Annotated in this window: 17 protein-coding genes; 16 read left to right on the forward strand and 1 reads right to left on the reverse strand. The window is 38.3% G+C overall.

Annotated features, from left to right (window positions below; genetic code table 11):
* Positions 1 to 43: 43 nt before the first annotated feature.
* The 14 genes from IGJ32_RS04145 to IGJ32_RS04210 all read left to right on the forward strand — a co-directional run bounded on the left by IGJ32_RS04145 (position 44) and on the right by IGJ32_RS04210 (position 15,163).
* Entirely contained in the window at positions 44 to 3,844 is a 3,801-nt protein-coding gene (locus IGJ32_RS04145) for a BspA family leucine-rich repeat surface protein (RefSeq protein ID WP_373168982.1), read from the forward strand.
* A gap of 980 nt (positions 3,845 to 4,824) precedes the next feature.
* The gene (locus tag IGJ32_RS04150; RefSeq protein ID WP_010719665.1) at positions 4,825 to 5,652 is read left to right on the forward strand and encodes a transporter substrate-binding domain-containing protein; all 828 of its coding nucleotides are present in this window, start codon (positions 4,825 to 4,827) and stop codon (positions 5,650 to 5,652) included.
* Positions 5,653 to 5,664: 12 nt separating this feature from the next.
* On the forward strand, positions 5,665 to 6,354 hold the full coding sequence (locus IGJ32_RS04155) for an amino acid ABC transporter permease (RefSeq protein ID WP_342082142.1): 690 nt from the start codon (positions 5,665 to 5,667) through the stop codon (positions 6,352 to 6,354).
* A gap of 13 nt (positions 6,355 to 6,367) precedes the next feature.
* A complete protein-coding gene (locus tag IGJ32_RS04160) occupies positions 6,368 to 7,102 on the forward strand; it encodes an amino acid ABC transporter ATP-binding protein (protein ID WP_010738129.1) in 735 nt (244 codons plus the stop codon).
* Positions 7,103 to 7,378: 276 nt separating this feature from the next.
* Entirely contained in the window at positions 7,379 to 7,906 is a 528-nt protein-coding gene (locus IGJ32_RS04165; protein WP_010719662.1) for a YqeG family HAD IIIA-type phosphatase, read from the forward strand.
* On the forward strand, positions 7,903 to 9,012 hold the full coding sequence (gene yqeH / locus IGJ32_RS04170; protein WP_010738128.1) for a ribosome biogenesis GTPase YqeH: 1,110 nt from the start codon (positions 7,903 to 7,905) through the stop codon (positions 9,010 to 9,012). The genes IGJ32_RS04165 and yqeH overlap by 4 nt, the downstream gene beginning before the upstream one ends.
* Before the next feature lie 15 nt (positions 9,013 to 9,027).
* Positions 9,028 to 9,339, forward strand: coding sequence for a ribosome assembly RNA-binding protein YhbY (gene yhbY, locus IGJ32_RS04175; RefSeq protein ID WP_010719660.1), 312 nt, complete (start codon positions 9,028 to 9,030; stop codon positions 9,337 to 9,339).
* A gap of 12 nt (positions 9,340 to 9,351) precedes the next feature.
* Positions 9,352 to 9,999 (forward strand): nicotinate-nucleotide adenylyltransferase, encoded by a 648-nt coding sequence (locus IGJ32_RS04180; protein WP_010738127.1) that lies wholly within the window; start codon positions 9,352 to 9,354, stop codon positions 9,997 to 9,999.
* On the forward strand, positions 9,989 to 10,576 hold the full coding sequence (gene yqeK / locus IGJ32_RS04185; protein ID WP_010719658.1) for a bis(5'-nucleosyl)-tetraphosphatase (symmetrical) YqeK: 588 nt from the start codon (positions 9,989 to 9,991) through the stop codon (positions 10,574 to 10,576). Before IGJ32_RS04180 ends, yqeK begins: the two co-directional genes overlap by 11 nt.
* A 56-nt stretch (positions 10,577 to 10,632) precedes the next feature.
* Positions 10,633 to 10,956 carry a ribosome silencing factor gene (rsfS, locus tag IGJ32_RS04190; RefSeq protein WP_010719657.1) on the forward strand — a complete coding sequence of 108 codons (324 nt, stop codon included), beginning with the start codon at positions 10,633 to 10,635 and terminating at the stop codon, positions 10,954 to 10,956.
* A 1-nt stretch (position 10,957) separates the two neighbouring features.
* Complete coding sequence (locus IGJ32_RS04195; RefSeq protein WP_010719656.1) at positions 10,958 to 11,698, forward strand: class I SAM-dependent DNA methyltransferase; 741 nt, start codon at positions 10,958 to 10,960, stop codon at positions 11,696 to 11,698.
* 374 nt (positions 11,699 to 12,072) lie between these two features.
* Positions 12,073 to 13,227, forward strand: coding sequence for a nucleotidyltransferase (locus IGJ32_RS04200; protein ID WP_342082141.1), 1,155 nt, complete (start codon positions 12,073 to 12,075; stop codon positions 13,225 to 13,227).
* Positions 13,228 to 13,509: 282 nt separating this feature from the next.
* On the forward strand, positions 13,510 to 14,229 hold the full coding sequence (locus IGJ32_RS04205; RefSeq protein WP_063626840.1) for a YebC/PmpR family DNA-binding transcriptional regulator: 720 nt from the start codon (positions 13,510 to 13,512) through the stop codon (positions 14,227 to 14,229).
* 295 nt (positions 14,230 to 14,524) lie between these two features.
* A complete protein-coding gene (locus IGJ32_RS04210; protein WP_010719653.1) occupies positions 14,525 to 15,163 on the forward strand; it encodes a hypothetical protein in 639 nt (212 codons plus the stop codon).
* 111 nt (positions 15,164 to 15,274) lie between these two features.
* On the opposite strand, the gene helD is transcribed toward IGJ32_RS04210, so the two are convergent.
* Complete coding sequence (helD, locus tag IGJ32_RS04215; RefSeq protein WP_342082140.1) at positions 15,275 to 17,554, reverse strand: RNA polymerase recycling motor HelD; 2,280 nt, start codon at positions 17,552 to 17,554, stop codon at positions 15,275 to 15,277.
* 198 nt (positions 17,555 to 17,752) lie between these two features.
* Here helD and IGJ32_RS04220 point away from each other — a divergent pair, with 198 nt between their 5' ends.
* Entirely contained in the window at positions 17,753 to 19,546 is a 1,794-nt protein-coding gene (locus tag IGJ32_RS04220) for a heavy metal translocating P-type ATPase (RefSeq protein WP_181914880.1), read from the forward strand.
* Between the two features lie 113 nt (positions 19,547 to 19,659).
* Complete coding sequence (locus tag IGJ32_RS04225; protein WP_002287649.1) at positions 19,660 to 19,839, forward strand: 2-hydroxymuconate tautomerase; 180 nt, start codon at positions 19,660 to 19,662, stop codon at positions 19,837 to 19,839.
* The last annotated feature ends 6 nt before the right edge of the window (positions 19,840 to 19,845 follow it).

Genomic DNA, 19,845 nt, shown 5'->3' on the forward strand with positions numbered 1-19,845 from the left:
CGAGAAAGTAATGATCAAAAATAAGAGAAAAAAAGGAGTAAATATGAGTAAGAAAAAATTAACAGCAAAACGTAAAAAACAGCTATTAACGATGTTTGCGGTGGCTGGTGTGATGGGAAATGCTGGGATCGCACCAACGATGGCATTAGCGGATACTTTGTCACCAACAGCTGAAACTGCTACTGAACAAACACAGGCGAATGAAGCAAAAGAAGTCATCGATCAAACGATACAAAACGTCACAGATCCGTTAGTAAACCCAACGGATTCAACCACTACAACTAGTGATTCATTAGCACAAACTGATGAAACAACGGATGACACCCAAGACCAAGCAACAGAACAAGAACAAGCAACAGCAGCGAATGCCGAAAGTGAAGGGGATGCAACTAATCCAACAGCTGAAGCGCCAAAAGTAGCGCAAAAAGCGAACGTGGCAGCTACCTCCGAGATAACAGGTACGTGGGGTACCAGTCCGTATACTTTTGATGAAAATACAGGGGTATTGACGATCGGAGCAGGTGATTTAAGTGGCTATAAAGAATCACCATGGAACAGCAAAAAAGTAGATGCTAAATCCATCAAGAAAATTGTCTTGTCTGGAAAAGTAGTTGCTCCGGAAGATTCTAGACGCCTATTTTCTTATTCGTACCTTGCAAATGTAACTGAAATTGAAGGATTGAGTCAACTGGATACCAGTAACGTAACAAATATGGAGTATATGTTTCACGGTATGCGCAGCGTAACAAGTCTAGATGTAAGTGGCTTTGATACCAGTAACGTAACAAATATGGATGCTATGTTTTACAGTATGAGCAACGTAACAAGTCTAGATGTAAGTGGCTTCGATACCAGTAAAGTAACAGAAATGGCGTTTATGTTTGACAGTATGAGTAGATTAACAAGTCTAGATTTAAATAGCTTTGATACCAGTAAAGTAACAGTTATGGATTCTATGTTTTTCGGTATGCAAAGTTTAACCAGTCTAGATATAAGTGGCTTTGATACCAGTAACGTAGCATATATGGGTGATATGTTTCGCCGTATGAGCAGTTTAACTAGTCTAGATTTAAGCAACTTTGACACTAGCAAAGTGACAGATATGGGTGCTATGTTTGCTGATACTCCACTTAAGAAATTAATTCTAGGAGATACCTTTAAATTTGTAGAATCAGGCTCCGAAAATGCAAAACTTACTTCTGCCTGGAAGCGAGCAGATGGTAAAGGGAAGGTTTATACAGCAGCAGATTTCATGAAAAACTATGGCACCGGTGACTTGACTGCTGGCACGTACGTTTCTGCTACAGGATGGTGGGGTACCAGTCCGTATAATTTTGATGAAAACACAGGGACATTGACGATCGAAGCAGGTGAGTTAAGTGGCTATGAAAAATCACCATGGAACAGCGGAACAGTGGATTATGAAGCAATCAAAAAAATTGTCTTGTCTGGGAAAGTAGTGGCTCCAAAATATTCTGGCTATTTGTTTAGTTCAACTTACACTGGTAAGCAACTTAAGAATGTAACTGAAATCGAAGGGTTGAGTCAACTAGATACCAGTAACGTAACAGATATGCGTTGTATGTTTTCCGATATGCGTAGCGTAATAAATCTAGATGTAAGTGGGTTTGATACTAGTAACGTAACATCTATGAATTATATGTTTAAAAATATGAATAGCATAACAAGCCTAGATGTAAGTGGGTTTGATACCAGTAATGTAACAGGTATGTATACGATGTTTCAAGGTTTAAGTCGCGTAACAAGTCTAGATTTAAGCAACTTTGACACTCACAAAGTGACAGATATGCGTGATATGTTTGCTGATACTCCACTTAAGAAATTAATTCTAGGAGATACCTTTAAATTTGTAGAATCAGGCTCCGAAAATGCAAAACTTACTTCTGCCTGGAAGCGAGAAGATGGCACAGGGAAGGTTTATACAGCAGAAGATTTCATGAAAAACTATGGCACCGGTGATCTGACTGCTGGCACGTATGTTTCCGTTGAAACAGGCACGTGGGGCACTAGTCCGTATATGTTTGATGAAAATACAGGGGTATTGACGATCGAAGCAGGTGAATTAAGTAGCTCTGCAGAATCACCTTGGAACAGCGACAAAGTAGATAGTGAAGCCATCAAGAAAATTGTCTTGGCTGGAAAAGTAGTGGCGCCAGAAGATTCTAGCAACCTATTTTCTTATTCGTACCTTAAAAATGTAACTGAAATCGATGGGCTGAGTCAGCTGGATACCAGTAACGTAACAGATATGCGTGAAATGTTTCGTGGTATGAACAGCATAACAAGTTTAGATTTAAGTGGGTTTGATACCAGTAACGTGACAAATATGAAGTGGATGTTTGGCGGAGGACTAAGGAGCGTAACAAGTTTAGATTTAAGTGGGTTTGATACCAGTAATGTAACAGATATGTATGCTATGTTTTACGATATGAGTAACTTAACAAGTCTAGATTTAAGCAACTTTGACACCAGCAAAGTAACAGATATGAGTTATATGTTTGAAGGTATGAGTAGCGTAACAAGTTTAGATTTAAGTGGGTTTGATACCAGCAAAGTAACAGATATGAGTGATATGTTTCTTATAGTTCCGCTTAAGAAATTAATTCTAGGTGATCACTTTAAAGCGGTTGAAGACACTAAGTTATCAGCACCGAAAGCACTGAACGAAGGAGATCAGCTGACAGGAAATTGGATTCGTGAAGATGGTCAGTCCAAAGGCTATTCACCTGCTGACTTTATGGCAAATTACGGAACTGGGGATTTAACGGCAGGAACTTATGTGGCAGAACTAGTGAAAAGTGAGTTGAAACCACAAGAATATCATGTAGGAGATGTCAATATTACTGGAACCTACACAGGGGATATGTCTCTCGGACGATTAACCGTTAATGGCAAAGTTGTCAGCTGGGGTGGTAGCTTCAAAGATGGTCAATTCAGCTATTATGTCGGTGCTGGAAAATTAAAAGTCGGCGACAAAGTCGTATTAGATGGCTACAACAAAGAGAAGAAATTGATAGATTCAAAAGAGATTGAAGTGATTTCCGAATCTTCAGGATCAATCGATCAAGTGGACGAGTATCAGTTGGGGGATTCAACGATTACTGGAACTTACACGGGGGATATCCATAAAGGAAAACTAGTAGTGAACGGAGAAGTCGTTAGCTGGGGCGGAACCTATAAAGATGGTAAGTTTAGCTATTATGTGAACTCTCAAGTCATCAAAGCAGGGGATCAAGCAACGATTCAAGGCTATGATAAATTCGATACACCACTAGGGGACCCACAACCGGTAACTATAGGAGAACAACTGGGTCAATTAACAGAAGCCCATCGTGTGGGAATCAGTACAGTGATCGAAGGAAACTATACAGGCGACGTTTACCAAGGAATCTTGTTGGTCAATGGCGAAAAAGTTAGTCAAGGTGGTAGCTTCAAAGATGGCAAGTTCAGTTATTATGTAGGAAACCTCAAAGTGTCAGAAGATGATCAGGTAGTCTTGATGGGTGCCAACAATCGAGGACAACAAATTCCAGGATCAGAGATTGATGTCACTATTCAAACACCAACAGCTGAAATCAACGAATTGACTTATAAAATCGGCACACAAACGATCAAAGGAGCCTATGGCTCTGATACCCAAGTCCACCAAGGACACTTGTTTGTCAATGGCAAACTGATCAGTAAAGGTGGGAGCTTTAAGGATGGGGCAATCAGTTATTATGTGAAGCCAGATCTAATCAAAGCTGATGATCAAGTAACAATGAATTTCTATGATGGAAGTGGCAACTTATTGGCTGAAAACCAAACAGTTTCTGTTAATTAAGGAAAAAACAAATTCATGTAAGTCTAAAAACTGGGGCATTGATTAGAAAAAATCTGATCAATGTCTCAGTTTTCTTGATTTAAGATACGCTCAAAATTCAAACAGGTTGAGCTAAATGAGGAATACCGGAATGTGTACAGAGGTTTATATTTAGTAAAATAAGATCTGTTTAGAGACCATACGATGATTCTAAGATTATTTAGAATTAATCAGTTGCATAATTAGTTGGTCAAACAAGCTGATTGAGAATTACTTAGAATAGGAAACTTAGTTGAGCACAGAAGGGGTTGAAACAAACATGTTTAGTATCAATTAATTCCGACTAATTTTCCGAAGATGCTGCTTTTGTCTTCGTTTCTTTTCTTTGGATAAGTGCAAGGTTCTACTAGCATTCCTATAGTGTGAATGAATTTTGCGCAAACAATCCAACTGCAGACTAGAATACACTCAGAGTGAACGGCGGTTATAACGGACTAGATTCCCGTTATTTTTATTATCAAAATAAGGATTCTAATGTGAGTGTAGATAGGATCTAGAAGACAATAATCTAACTGATTTTAATCCTATTATCAGTAGAACAATGAAAAATACTAGTAATCAGACATGGAATTTGATTCCCAAATCTAATTGAACTCTGATAAATATTATTTGCACATAAAGAGTGTTTCGCATCAAGAAGTAGAATTTCCAAAATTTTCTTCTTGAATGTTTGATGACTTTTATCTTCTTGCGGGAGATTAACTAACCTTATCTGTGGTTACACCTGTAAAAGAGCTAAGATGACTTTTTCGTTCTTAGCTCTTTTTCATTTTATTGAAAACTATTCTAAAATAATTATTCTTTTATTTGTTTTATATACAATATATCCGCCTTAAAATACATTTTTTTAAATAAATATACAAAAAATGCTTTTTTTTTGAAAGTTTCATGCTATAATTACTTCACTTAATACAAAAGTTTTAACGTAGGAGGAAAATGACATGAAAAAATTCTTTGGGATGTTAACGGTACTGTTTGCACTAGCGACTTTAGGTGCATGTGGCAGCAGCAATACGACTGCTCAAGGTCAGGAAAAGGATCAGTTAGCAGCGATTAAAAAAAGCGGGGTACTAAAAGTAGCTACGTCGGCTGATTACGCGCCGTTTGAGTTTCATACGATGGTTGACGGGAAAGATAAAATCGTAGGATCTGATATTGACTTAGCTAAAGCAATCGCGAAAGAACTAGGAGTAAAAGCTGAAGTATCAGATATGAATTTCAATACCGTTTTAGCTTCCTTAAAAGAAGGTAAAGCAGATCTTGCTATTTCTGCGATTTCTGCCACAGATGAAAGAAAACAACAATTTGACTTCACAGACAATTATTACAACCCACCACAAGTTGTGATCATCAACAAAAAAAATAAAGAAATCTATCGCAATGCGAATGACCTAAAAGATAAAAATGTGGGTGCTCAAAAGGGATCCATTCAAGAGGAATTAGTTAAGACGCAACTGAAAGGTGCGAAGCTTGTGACAATCGACAAAGTTCCCAACATGATCGTTGAAGTTAACCAAGGCTCATTAGCTGCGACAGTCGTTGAAAAAACGATCGCCGAATCATATATCGCCCAAAATCCTGATCTGATGATCGCTGATATTTCACTTGAGCCAGCTCCTGATGAAGCCTTTGCTATTGCGTTACCTAAAGAAAGCAGTCAACTACAAAAAGAATTAAACCAAATCATCAAAAAGTTGAATGATGAAGGAAAAATTGAGGAATTTATTCAACAAAATAACGAATTAGCTGAAAAAACAGCGGCAGAATAGAGGTCAGGCAGAGTGGATTTTTCTTTTTTAGATAAATATTTCCCTTATTTTTTATCAGGTACAGGAATAACAATCATGATTTCGATCGTCACAGTAATCTTGGGAACGGGTATCGGTTTACTGATGGCGTTACTAAAATTGTCCAAAAAGAAACCGTTGAATGTTTTAGCTAATGTCTATATCGAAGTGTTACGAGGAACACCGATGCTTCTACAAATCATGATCGGCTTTTTATTGCTTCAAGGATTTTTTCCTTCAAAAGATCTAGAAGTAGGTGTTTTAACTGTTGATCTTGGCCGCCTGCTTCCAGGAATGATCGTGTTATCATTAAATTCCGGTGCCTATGTGGCAGAGATCATCCGTGGGGGGATCCTGGCAGTGAACAACGGTCAAGCAGAAGCCTCCTATTCATTAGGGTTGCGTCCAGCACAAACGATGCGTTACGTGATTTTACCACAAGCATTAAGAAATATTTTGCCTCCTTTAGGCAATGAATTTATTACGTTGATTAAAGATTCTTCCCTGTTGACTGCGATCGGGATCAATGAACTGATGGGAGCGGCGCAAATCGTCATATCCAATTCGTATGTTCCATTAGAGCCTTATTTTATAGCAGCAGCCGTTTATTTCATCATGACGTTTGCTACTTCTCGGTTACTAAATCGCTGGGAGAAAAAATTAGGTAAAGGATACCAAGGATGAAGGGTGAAAATAAATGGCCAAATCATTGATCAAAATTACACATTTAAATAAAAAATTCGGTGAACAAGAAGTACTGAAAGACGTTTCCGCTGAAATTTATCCAGGAGAAGTCGTGGTACTTTTAGGACCATCAGGCTCGGGAAAAAGCACTTTACTAAGATGCATCAACTTATTAGAGATACCAACTTCTGGTGAAATCAAGTTTGAAGGAATGACAATTACCGACAAGCAAAATGATATTTTTAAAACAAGAGAAAAAATGGGAATGGTTTTCCAACAGTTTAATCTATTCCCTAATATGACGGTTTTAGAAAACATCACTTTGTCACCAATCAAAGTCAAAAAGCAATCAAAAGAAGAAGCAACAAAGATTGCTAGAGATCTGCTAAAGAAAGTAGGTCTGCTAGAAAAAGCCGATACTTATCCTCAGTCTTTATCTGGGGGACAACAACAACGGGTCGCCATTGCGAGAGCTTTAGCCATGCAACCCGACGTCATGCTATTTGATGAGCCGACTTCAGCTCTTGATCCGGAAATGGTCGGAGAAGTGTTAGAAATCATGTTGCAATTAGCTCGTGAAGGGATGACTATGATCATTGTGACTCACGAAATAGGCTTTGCAAAAGAAGTCAGTGATCGAGTTCTATTTATGGATGGAGGAACCATTCTTGAAGAAGGTACACCGACGGCTATTTTTGAACAAACCAGTCATCCACGAACAGTCGCATTTTTATCCAAAATATTATAAAAGTCAGTAACATCCAAAGAATAAAAAATCGAATGAAAACTCTCGAAACAGTTTCTCGTGTTTGGAGAGTTTTTATTTTATCAGTGTAGTCAGACGGATGATTTCTTCTCTTTTAAAAGTGTTTGGTGACTTCGGTCTGTTCATCATTTCAGGTTAATAGTTGTTTATTCAGAAGGATTCAGGTGTAGAGGTAGTTTTTTTGGAAAGAATGAAGTATAATATAGGGCTGAGGAGTACATTTCGTGCTCCTTCATTTTTTGCAGATGAGGAGACAAAATGTTTTCAAAATATAAACCAACATGGATGGTCGATGCCATCTACAAGATAACCCCTGCACAATTAAAAAACTTAGGGATTAAAGCAGTTTTGACTGACTTGGACAATACGTTGATCGCTTGGAACAATCCTGATGGAACAGAGGAATTACTCGACTGGATCTTAGAAATGAGAAATGCTGGTATTCCAGTAGTGGTTGTTTCAAACAATAGCTCTGAACGAGTAGCACGAGCGATCGATAAATTTGAATTAACGTATGTTGCTCGGGCATTAAAACCTTTAGCCGTAGGAATGAATCGAGCAAAAAAAATGTTGAATCTTTCAGATGATGAAATTGTGATGATCGGTGACCAAATCATGACAGATATCCGAGCAGCTAATCGTTCGGGTATCAGAAGTATCTTGGTTAAACCAATTATTGAAACGGATAGTTGGAAAACACGATTCAATCGTTTTTGGGAACGCAAAATCATGGCCTATTTATTAGCACACAATCCTGATATGGGCTGGCGAGGTGGAATTGAATGAACGAAGAACTACAGTGTATTGGGTGTGGAGCAACGATCCAAACCGACCATCCTAATGAATTAGGGTATACACCAAAAGCAGCATTAGAAAAAGGACTAGAATCAGGTGAGGTCTATTGCCAACGTTGTTTCCGGTTAAGACATTATAATGAGATCCAAGATGTTTCACTGACAGATGATGATTTTTTGCGCCTGCTGAATGAACTAGGACAAGAAGATGCCTTGATCGTCAATGTTGTCGATATCTTTGATTTTAATGGTTCTTTGATCCCTGGACTACATCGCTTTGTAGGTAATAACCCGGTGCTCTTGGTCGGAAACAAAGTGGATATTTTACCTAAATCACTGAAGAAACCAAAAATGATCCAATGGATGAAAGAGCGTGCACATGAAGCTGGATTGCGTCCGGTTGAAGTATTATTGACAAGCGCAAAAAAAGCGAATGAAATGGAAAATCTACTCAAAAAAATCGAAGAGTATCGTGAAGGTCGTGACGTCTATATCGTTGGTGTGACAAATGTCGGTAAATCGACATTGATCAATCAAATCATCAAGAACACAGCAGGTGTCAAAGATGTTATTACGACTTCGCAATTTCCAGGGACAACTTTAGATAAGATCGAGATTCCTTTAGATGATGGTCACTTCTTGATTGATACTCCTGGGATTATCCATCGACATCAAATGGCGCATTATCTTGGAAAAAAAGATTTAAGGATCATTGCACCAACGAAAGAAATCAAGCCTAAAGGATACCAATTGAATGAAGGACAGACACTCTTTCTCGGTGGTTTAGCAAGGTTTGATTTTATCAGTGGGCAACGCGGTTCATTTATTGCTTATGTTTCAAATGATGTCACTATTCATCGAACGAAATTAGCAAAAGCCGATGAATTTTATGTGAAACACGTCGGTGGATTATTACAACCACCTCGTCCCGATGAAGTAAATGAATTTCCCGAATTGGTTCGTTTTGAATTTTCGGTAAAAGAAAAAACAGATATCGTATTTGCTGGCTTAGGATGGATCACAGTGACACAACCGGCAGTCGTAGCAGGTTGGGCGCCAAAAGGTGTGAATGTGATGAAACGAAAGGCCTTGATTTAAGGAAGAAGGAAGAATATGACTTTAAGAGGAAAACAAAAAAGATTTTTACGAAGCCAGGCACACCACTTACAACCGATTTTTCAAATTGGTAAAGGTGGAATCAATTCTGCCATGATGGTTCAGATTGAAGAAGCGCTGGAAAAACGTGAGTTAATCAAAGTAACGTTATTACAAAATACCGATGAGATTCCTGAAGAGGTAGCTGGTATTTTAGAAGAAACAGTCAGATGTCAAGTTGTTCAAATCATTGGACGAGTTCTTGTATTATATAAACCCTCTTCAAAGGAAAAATATCAACGTATCTCTAAAGAAGTAAACGCAATTTAAGGAGTGGTTAATATGAAATCGCAAGCGGAAGCTTTTGTCGAATCTCAAGTATTTCCTCAAGAGATGCCTCAAATTTTTGAAAAACGCAAACAGGTGGGGATTTTAGGTGGTACTTTTAATCCAGTTCACCTGGCACACTTAGTTATGGCAGAACAGGCAGGGAAAAATTTAGGGTTGGATGAGGTCTATCTAATGCCCTCTTATCAACCACCACATGTGGATGAAAAAACGACAATCGCTGCCAATCATCGCTTAAACATGCTTGAACTTGCGATAGCAGATAATCCTTTTTTAGCTATTGAACCGATCGAGTTATCTCGAAAAGGCAAAAGCTATACTTATGATACGATGAAAGCTCTGACACAAAACAACCCTAATACCGATTACTATTTTATTATCGGTGGCGACATGGTAGAATATCTACCAAAATGGTATAAAATCGATGAACTAGTGACAATGGTCAATTTTGTTGGTATTCGTCGAGCAGGTTACTCAACCGAAACGCCTTACCCAGTGATTTGGGTCGATGTGCCAACCATTGATATCAGCTCAACTAAAATACGGCAGAAGATCCAGCAAGGTTGTTCCGTTCGTTATCTAGTACCTGATAAGGTCATTGAGTATATCGAGAAAGAAGGGCTATATCAAGATGGACTATAGTAATAAATACACAACTTACTCAAGAGAAGAGTTGATGCAAAAAGTCCAAATGCGAATGAGTGAACGACGTTTCAAGCATGTTCTTGGGGTGGAAGAGACGGCGATTGCCCTTGCCGGCAAATACGGCTGTTCATTAGAAAAAGCTAGTATTGCTGCTTTGACACATGATTATGCGAAAGAACGGCCTGATGATGAATTTATTTTAGTTATCAAGCGAGATGGCTATGACCCAGCGCTTCTTCATTATGGAAATGCGATTTGGCATGGTTTAGTTGGCGCCTCTTTTGTTGAAAGAGAGCTTGGTATCACAGATGAAGAGATCCTTCATGCCATTCGAGTTCATACCACTGGTGCGGCTGAAATGTCTTTATTAGATAAAATCATCTATGTAGCAGATTATATTGAACCTGGTCGCTCGTTTCCTGGAGTCCAAGATGCGCGTGAAATAGCGTTGCTTGATTTAGACGAAGCGGTAGCTTTTGAGACAAAGCACACATTAGCTCACTTGATTGAACAAGAACAACAGATTTATCCAAAAACAATTGAAACATATAATCATTGGGTAGCTAAAAAATAATCTCTACCCATTAGGAGGAAATTACTATAAATAGCAAAGAACAACTACAAATTGCAGTGCAAGCTGCCGATTCAAAACGTGCAGAAGATATCGTTGCTTTAGATGTGAGAGAAGTATCTTTACTAGCAGATTACTTCATGATTTGTTCGGCAAACAGTGAACGACAACTAAATGCAATTACAGAAGAAATCATTGAAAAAGAAGAAGAAAACAATTACGAAGTAAAACGTATCGAAGGAAAAGAAGGCGGAAAATGGATCCTGATCGACTTAGGAGATCTGATCATCCATGTTTTCCATGCGCCAGAAAGAAGTTTCTATAATTTAGAAAAATTATGGTCAGATGCACCACTTGTTGACCTAAATGAATGGATCGATTAATATGGCTTACGAAACATTTGCTTTCGTTTATGATGAGGTAATGGATGAAACCTTATATCAACAATGGTTAGATTTCTCAAAACGACACTTACCAAGTGAAACATGTAATATTTTAGAATTAGCTTGCGGAACAGGTGCTCTAGCTGTTGCCTTTGCTAAAGCTGGGTACCATGTCACAGGGTTAGATCTTTCAGAAGAGATGTTGATGATTGCTAGCCAACGTGCCTTTGAAGAGGAAACACCAATCCAATTTGTTGAAGGAAACATGCTTGATCTGTCAGAAATTGGTCAATACCAAGCAATCACATGTTTCTCAGATTCTTTGTGCTATATGAAGAATGAACAAGAAGTGCAGCAAGTATTTGACGAAGTGTATCAAGCGTTGGAAGAAAATGGACGATTTATATTCGATGTTCATTCTATCTATCAAATCGACACGGTTTTTCCTGAATATAGTTACCATTATCAAAATGATCAGTTTGCCTTTTTATGGGATAGCTACCCAGGTAAGGAAAAGCATAGTATTGAACATTTCTTGACTTTCTTCGTGGAAGATCCCGAAGAAGCAGGTAAGTTCATTCGAGAAGACGAACTGCATCAAGAGCAAACTTATTCTTTGGATAATTATTTAAGAATGTTAGAAAATAGTGGTTTTTCTAAGGTAGAAGCGTTTGGTGATTTCACCGATGAACAACCAAAAGAAGATACAAAACGTCTCTTTTTTGTGGCATATAAGGAATAGGACACGAAAAAAGTCTTTTGTTGAATACGAAACATTACCTTATCGCGAGGTGTAATCGCAAAAAAACTGTCGTGAATCGCGTTGTTTCAGATAGTATTATAATAGTATAAAAGTAACGAATAATGGCCAAGACGAGTAAATCATCAACAAAGTCTACGCCAAATAGTGACGTTTTTCTGCTAAAAAAATGAAAAAAATACTTTAGAAATATCTTGATGAAAAATAAGCTGAAGCGTCATTTGAAAAGCAGGAGAAACGATTTTTCGATTTCTCCTGCTTATTTTTTTACAGTTAAAAACCAAATTGATCATTTTAGGATTGACCGAAAGAATGAACTGTTTGTTTTATTCCTATTAAGAAACGGAGGGAATGTGATGAAAATTTGTGGCATTATTGTTGAGTATAATCCTTTCCATAATGGGCATCGCTACCATGCGGAAATGGCTCGTGAACAAACGGGCGCAGATATCGTGATAGCAGTGATGAGTGGAAATTTTTTACAGCGTGGTGAGCCTGCAATTATCGACAAATGGTCCAGAGCAACTGCTGCCCTCCAAAACGGAGTGGATTTGGTCATTGAACTACCGATAGAATGGTCTGTGCAATCAGCAGATTACTTTGCCAAAGGAGCTGTGCGATTATTACAGATGCTCGGCTGTACACATCTTTGTTTTGGTACAGAAGAAGAGTCGACATTTAATTACGAAGCTTTTGGGAAATTTGTACAGCAAAACCAATTAAGGATTGACCGTGAATTTCAACGTTTATCTGATCAAGGAATGAGCTATCCGCAGAAGATGACAGCAGTGTTCAACACACTTTATCCAGAAATCGCTCTCGATTTTTCTTCTCCTAATCACATTTTAGGGTTAAGCTATGCGAAAGAAAATGCCCAGTATGCCCAGCCAATGAAATTAGTACCGATTACCAGAAAAAGTGCTGGTTATCACGATGAAGAATGGAGCAGTTCCTCCATCGCAAGTGCGACCGCTATTCGCAAAGCGCTCAGTGAACAACGCTCCGTAACGGATTTTATACCTGCTGCCACCGCAGCGATGATCGAAGCAGGTTCGCAACAAACATGGGCGAATTACTGGCCCTTGTTACGTTATCGTTTGCTTTCTACGGAGCTAGCCAATTTGAAAACTATCTATCAGATGACGGAAGGACTTGAAGTGAGAATGCAATCGGCTGCGAAGAAAGCCACTTCTTTCGAGGAATTTGTCACTTTAGTCAAGACGAAAAGATATACTTGGACGAGAATCCAACGTTTAGCTTGTTACGTATTATTGAACATCCATCATGAGGAAATCCATGACCAACAAGCCAAATGTTACTTGAATATTTTAGGATTCACCAAGGCAGGACAACAGTTTTTAAAAGAAAAGAAAGAGATACCCTTAATCTCAAAAATCGGCAAAAAAGAAGCAGAATTGGCACACCTTTTGGTTCGGAGTGATCAAATCTATCAACTCGGTGGGGCGATACCTGAACAAAATTTTGGAAGAAGACCTTATGTTTCGAAATAAACCTGGTTGGTGGGAACAAAGTGAAATGACTAATCTGAATGAAAGTTTAGTTCAATATTTTGAACATGTCGCTTTGTAAAAAATTCTTTGTCTAGCTTGTTGAGTAGCTATTCCAAAAGACGACTATAATCGATCATAAAAGGAAACACCTCCCTAAAAAATGACTAGATTTAGAAAAAATACTTCACAGAATCCAGATTCACAAGTATAATGGAACAGGACGTTTTTGTGCTTAACCACTATCAGAAATGAACGATCAAAATTAGAAAGCGAAGTGAGAATATGGGACGTAAATGGGCAAACATCGTAGCGAAAAAAACCGCAAAAGATGCAAATAATAGCCGAGTTTATGCAAAATTCGGGATTGAAATCTATGCAGCAGCAAAATCAGGTGATCCAGACCCACACGCTAACCAAAAACTACGTTTCGTCATTGAACGCGCGAAAACTTATAATGTACCTAAACATATTATTGACCGTGCAATTGAAAAAGCAAAAGGTGCAGGAGATGAAACTTATTCTGAATTACGTTATGAGGGATTCGGACCAAATGGCTCAATGGTCATCGTTGATACCTTAACAAACAACGTGAACCGTACAGCTGCTGATGTACGTGCTGCTTTTGGTAAAAACGGCGGAAATATGGGTGTTTCTGGAGCTGTTTCTTACATGTTCGACAATACAGCGATTTTTGGTTTTGCCGGCGAAGATGCAGATGAGATCCTTGAATATTTGATGGATAAAGAGATTGATGTACGTGATGTCATGGAAGAAGATGGACAAATCATCGTTTATGGTGAAGTTGCTGATTTCCATAGTATCCAAGAAGCATTGAAAGAAAAAGGAATCACTGATTTTTCAATTGCTGAGATCCAAATGATTCCTCAAAATGAAGTGACACTTTCACCAGAAGACCAAGAAACATTTGAAAAAATGATTGATGCGTTGGAAGAGTTGGAAGATGTTCAACATGTTTTCCATAATGTAGCATTGGAAGACTAAACGATAAAAACGAATGAAGGTTGTGAAAGCATCGGATAGCTTTCGACTTGCGATTTATCCGTTTTTCGTTTTTACACCTGCTAATAGTCTGGGACGATTCGTCTCTCAGACTATTTTTTTACGCTTAAAAGAAGATCATTCGTTCTGAAAAAACAGTAGTTTATGACGAATCAATGATTTTATCTTTTTTTCGTATGTTTTATTTTTTATTCTGTTTCGTCCTGTGTTATTATTGATATAGACGTATTATTGGAAAAATGATACATAGGAATGTGGATGTAGGCGGGGAAATTTTATGGAAGCAAAAATTAGTTTAGAGCCTTTTGAACGTATTTTAAGCGGTTACCAAAAGATCGAAGAGTTAGCTGTGAATATCACAGACTGTTCAAAATTAGCAAAAAAATATGCCCATTATGGTGTAGAAGGTTATCGTTTAGGAAATTACGTAGGTACTGGTTACCTTAATCGCTATCTGGAATGTATGGTTGATCGCGTCCCCATGTTGATTTACAAAAGAAATTATTTAATCCCTTTACTTTTTAGACGTTCAGATTCAACCTTTCGATTATTTGAAGAAAATTATCGTATGGAAGCTTTCTTTCGTTTGTTAGAATGGAGCTTAAAACATCAACCAACAAAAATCTTAATTGAAAAAAATGAAAAATATGATTCTAAAAAAGTAAAAGTGATCGATAGTGCTTATCTAGCTTTTCGTTTATCAGAAATCCTTGATAGTGGAGGCTATCCGATCAGTAACTTCCGATCAATCGAACAGTTTATTGATTGGAATCGAATTTATCGGCTGATAGATAACGGGGGGATTGGGCGTCATAGTAAAGTCTTTGATCCTGAGTATCCTGAAAATATAGAAGAATTGCGAATGATTATTTCATTAGTTAAATTAAAGTATCCAGATACTGAATCATTTGTTTAAAAGGCGAGGTTGTGACTAAGTGGTTAGCTTCTTATTCTTGAAGCTACTTCTTTAACACCGTTTATTAAGAATAAAGGGCTGTGACAAAAATTTTGTCACAACCCTTTATTTTTATATATTGATAGTGGTATATAATGCTGGGTCCATGGATTCAATCAAAGGACTTTCAGATTCAGAAGTAACTAAAACGAGTTCGTGCATGGCTCTTGTACACATGGTGTAAAGAACTAATTGATCTTGGTTAGTGGCAAAGTTTGTATCATCGATTCCCCATAAGAAAACGCGATCAAACTCGAGCCCTTTTGCCAAGAATGCTGGTAGTAGGACGATTTGTCGTTTCATAAAATCTGTTTCATCAGAAATCAATTGGACACGATCTTTTAAGTATTCGGGCAACTGTTCATAGAGTTGTTCACACTCAGTCTGTGTTTTACCAATGATTGCGGTACGCCAGTAACGGGTATTTTCTTGAGTCGTTTCAAGCGTAGTTTTTAACCAATTTAATCGTTCTTCTAAGGAGGAACCTTTCACGATAGAAGGAAGCGTACCTTTGCGAGCCGTCGTTTCTACTTGATTTTCCTCAGTAAGAAAATGATTCGCAAAATCCGTGATCTCTTTTGTTGAACGATAGCTGGTCGTTAACTGGAAGTGTGTGATTTCTTGGTCTTTAAATAGTTGATCCAAAGAGCCAGTAATCGTTTCATTGCCGAAAACATTTTGATTTAGATCGCCACAAAAAGTGAGATTAGCTTTTGGATAGATCGCTTGTAAAAGAGCTACCTGAGCGGGAGCGAAATCTTGCATTTCATCGATAAAGATATAGCGAGCTTTTTGCATCACAGACACTGGATGGATGCGACGCATCAGCAAGAAGAATAATACTGCATCTTCTTGTCGTAGTTCTCGTTGACGAAGCTTCTCTTTTAATAAGGCTGAATGATCGTTCCACCTCGTTGCGCTAATGTCATTTTTAGCCAACAGCGCCTGAGGTACGGTTTGTAAAAAGTGAAGGTATTGTTTGGTCAAATTGACAAATTGAAACTGATTGATTCCGCGGTAGATTCGACGGAATCTTTTCTTCACGATTTGATTCGCTAGTTTTTTCCGTAAAGACTGTTCTTTTTGCTCCGTATACTCAAGGTTCGGATCATTCGCATATAAGTCTTGCAATTGTTCTTCTGCTAATTCTTTGACCCATTTTTGACGCATTTCATCTTTTTGGAGTCCACCCAATTTTTTTAATAATTTTGTTTGCAACAAGGAGAGACGTTGATGTAACGGTAAGAGTTCATTGGTTTCTTGATACCATTTGCGGATCGATTCTTTTGCTAAAATCGTCCGACCGTTAATTTTCATATCTCTAAACAAGGGACCAAAACCAGTAATATGATCGATATAACGATCAATCTGATGGATTAGTTGAAGACCGCTTTTGAAGGTTTGGATCGGGTCCTTGTCTCCAGATAAAAAACCAACTTCTTGTTGCTCTTCTTCTAACAATGAAAATTCAGGTAATAACTGTTCCAAATAAGACTTGAAGGTTTGCGTAGGTACACCACTTTCACCTAAAGAAGGCAAAACAGTCGAAATATAGTCAGAGAAAAGATGATTGGGAGAAAAAAGTAAAACGTTCTCGGCATCTAACCATTTTCGATTGTGATAAAGTAAAAAGGCGATCCGTTGTAATAAAGCGGATGTTTTTCCACTACCAGCGATTCCTTCGATCAACATCACTTGACTTGTTGTATCACGAATAATGGCATTTTGGGCTTTTTGGATCGTAGAGACGATATTTTTCATATGCGCACTTGAGGCATCGTCTAGGATCTCTAGTAAGAAATCATCGTTGATCACTTCAGAAGTATCCACCATCGAAATAATTTTTCCATCTAAGATTTTAAACTGACGTTTCAGCAGTAATTCAACATTGATTTTTTCAGTATCTGTTTCATAGAAGGCTGGTCCAATTTCCCCTTCGTAATAAAGGTTAGCAATTGGGGCACGCCAGTCGATTACGATTGTTTCTTCAGAGAGATCTCTTAAAGAAGCGATTCCTAGATAAAGTGTCTCTGCATCTGTTTCTTCTTTAAAATCGATTCGGGCAAAGTAAGGGTTGTCTTCCATAACTGTTAACGTTTGGAGCCTTTTTTGCTGCGATTCAAGCGTATGGTATTTTAAAAGCAATTCTTGCTCATGTTGGCGGTATTCGACAGCTGATTCATAAAAGGATTCATTAGACCCACCTCTGATTTTATGGCTGGCGGTGTCTTTCGTAGAATCTTGCATCTCTTGGGTAAGAGATTGTTGTTTAGTGTTTAATAGCTTTTGCTCAAGCTGGATCAACTGAATGGTTTCATCCACGTGTTGTTGTTCTAGTTGTCTTTCATTCATTGCGTATATTACTCCTTCCGCCGTAAATAACGAATTAAAAGTATAGCACAAAAAGTGAGAAAAAGGTATCTTTGACTATTTGTTCGAAAGAAAGTGAAAGAAGAAAATCAATGAGAGTGAGAGTTGTTTTCAGTTAAGTGTAAATAGTTTTCATTCTAGTTCTAAGTCAGTATCCTAAAATTGTAGGGAGTGAACAATATGACACATTTTAAAAAATTTTCAATCACCGTTTTGATTGGAATGACGGCACTTATTTGCGAATTTATTTTTAAACGACCCACACTTGCATTTCTGATTATCGCGATCACGGGTGGCATTTTGGCTTTCTTTATGTTTATTGAGATGATTAAAACATTACGTTCAGGTAAATATGGTGTGGACATTCTTGCTATCACAGCGATTGTTGCGACATTAGTGGTAGGAGAGTACTGGGCCAGTTTGATGATCCTGATCATGTTGACTGGCGGAGACAGTTTGGAAGACTATGCCAATAAAAAAGCTAGTCGAGAATTGCAAACGTTATTGGACAATACACCACGCACAGCGCATCAATTGATGAATGACCAATTGAAAGATATTCCAGTAGAAGCTGTTGAGATTAATGATTTATTAGTGGTGAAACCAGGAGAATTAGTGCCCGTTGACGGAAAAGTAGTAAAAGGTGAGTCGCAATTTGATGAGTCTTCATTAACGGGTGAAGCCAAACTTGTATTAAAAAAAGCAGGCGATGAACTGATGTCTGGCTCAGTCAATGGGGACGGTTCCGTTCAAATGATCGTTGAAAGAAGAGCAGCTGATAGTCAATACCAACAAATTATTAAATTGGTCGAAGAATCAAAAGAAAAACCAGCTCATTTTGTACGCTTAGCGGATCGTTATGCGGTGCCTTTTACATTGATCGCTTATTTGATCGGAGGTATTTCTTGGTGGGTCACGAAGAATCCTGTTCGTTTCGCAGAAGTTCTCGTTGTTGCTTCACCTTGTCCTTTGATTTTAGCTGCACCGATTGCTTTAGTGGCTGGAATGAGTCGTTCAAGTAAAAACGGAATCGTCATCAAAACAGGAACTGCTGTGGAAAAATTAGCACGAACCAAGACAGTTGCATTTGATAAAACGGGTACCATCACTAAAGGGGTCCTCGAAGTAGCAAGTATTCATCCAGAAGCTGGTGTAACATCAGAAATGCTCTTGGTCTATGCGGCAAGTGCCGAACAAGAATCAAGTCATATATTAGCCCGATCACTAGTCCATGAAGTCGATAGCGAAAAATTATTGCCAGTGAATGAATTAAAAGAGATCACGGGGCAAGGAATACAAGCTAGAGTAGATGGACATTTCGTTAAAGTTGGCAGAGCTTCATTTGTCGGTGCCAAAGAAAGCCAATCTACTAAAACAGCTATCTATGTTGCAATTGATGACCATTTTTCGGGTACGATCTTATTTTCAGACGTGCTGCGTCCAGAAGCACAAGCAACGATTGAACAATTGAAAACAATGGGTGTAGCGGATTTGATGATGATCACAGGGGATGGACCGGCTATCGCTGAATCAATTGCAAAGGAGGTTGGGCTCACGGCTGTTCATGCTCGTTGTTTGCCGCAGGACAAATTGAATATCCTTGAGAGTATTCCCGAAAGTGAACGTCCCGTAACGATGGTGGGCGATGGGGTCAACGATGCTCCAGCTTTGACGATCGCAGATGTTGGAATAGCCATGGGCGCACACGGGTCAACGGCAGCTAGTGAAAGTGCTGATGCGGTGATACTAAAAGATGATTTGACAAAAGTTGCTACTGCTATAACGATTTCCAGAGATACGATGAAAGTAGCGAAACAATCTGTTTTAATCGGTATTTTTATTTGTGTTTTTTTAATGCTGGTTGCTAGTACGGGTGTAATCCCCGCTTTGTTTGGAGCGGTTCTCCAAGAAGTGGTAGACACTGTTTCGATTTTAAGTGCGTTGCGGGCTAAAAATGAGCGATCCCACACGTAACATCAGAAAAGACCTTTTCTCTTTGCTTTTTTTGCGGTATGATCATAGCATAGAAGAAGGTTTGAAAAGACCACTTACATTTAAGATAGCAATCATTAAAAGGAGACGAGACAATGCCATTTGTACACGTAGAACTAGTTGAAGGACGTAGTCCAGAACAATTAGAAAATATGATGAAAGATATTACAGAAGCTGTTCATAAAAATACCCAAGCACCAAAAGAACATATCCATGTGATTATCAATGAAATGAAAAAAGGCACTTATGGTGTAAATGGTGAATGGAAAAAATAAGTCACA

Origin of the sequence: Enterococcus sp. DIV1639a, assembly GCF_050530445.1 — a bacterium.
Classification (GTDB): Bacteria; Bacillota; Bacilli; order Lactobacillales; family Enterococcaceae; genus Enterococcus_B; species Enterococcus_B hirae.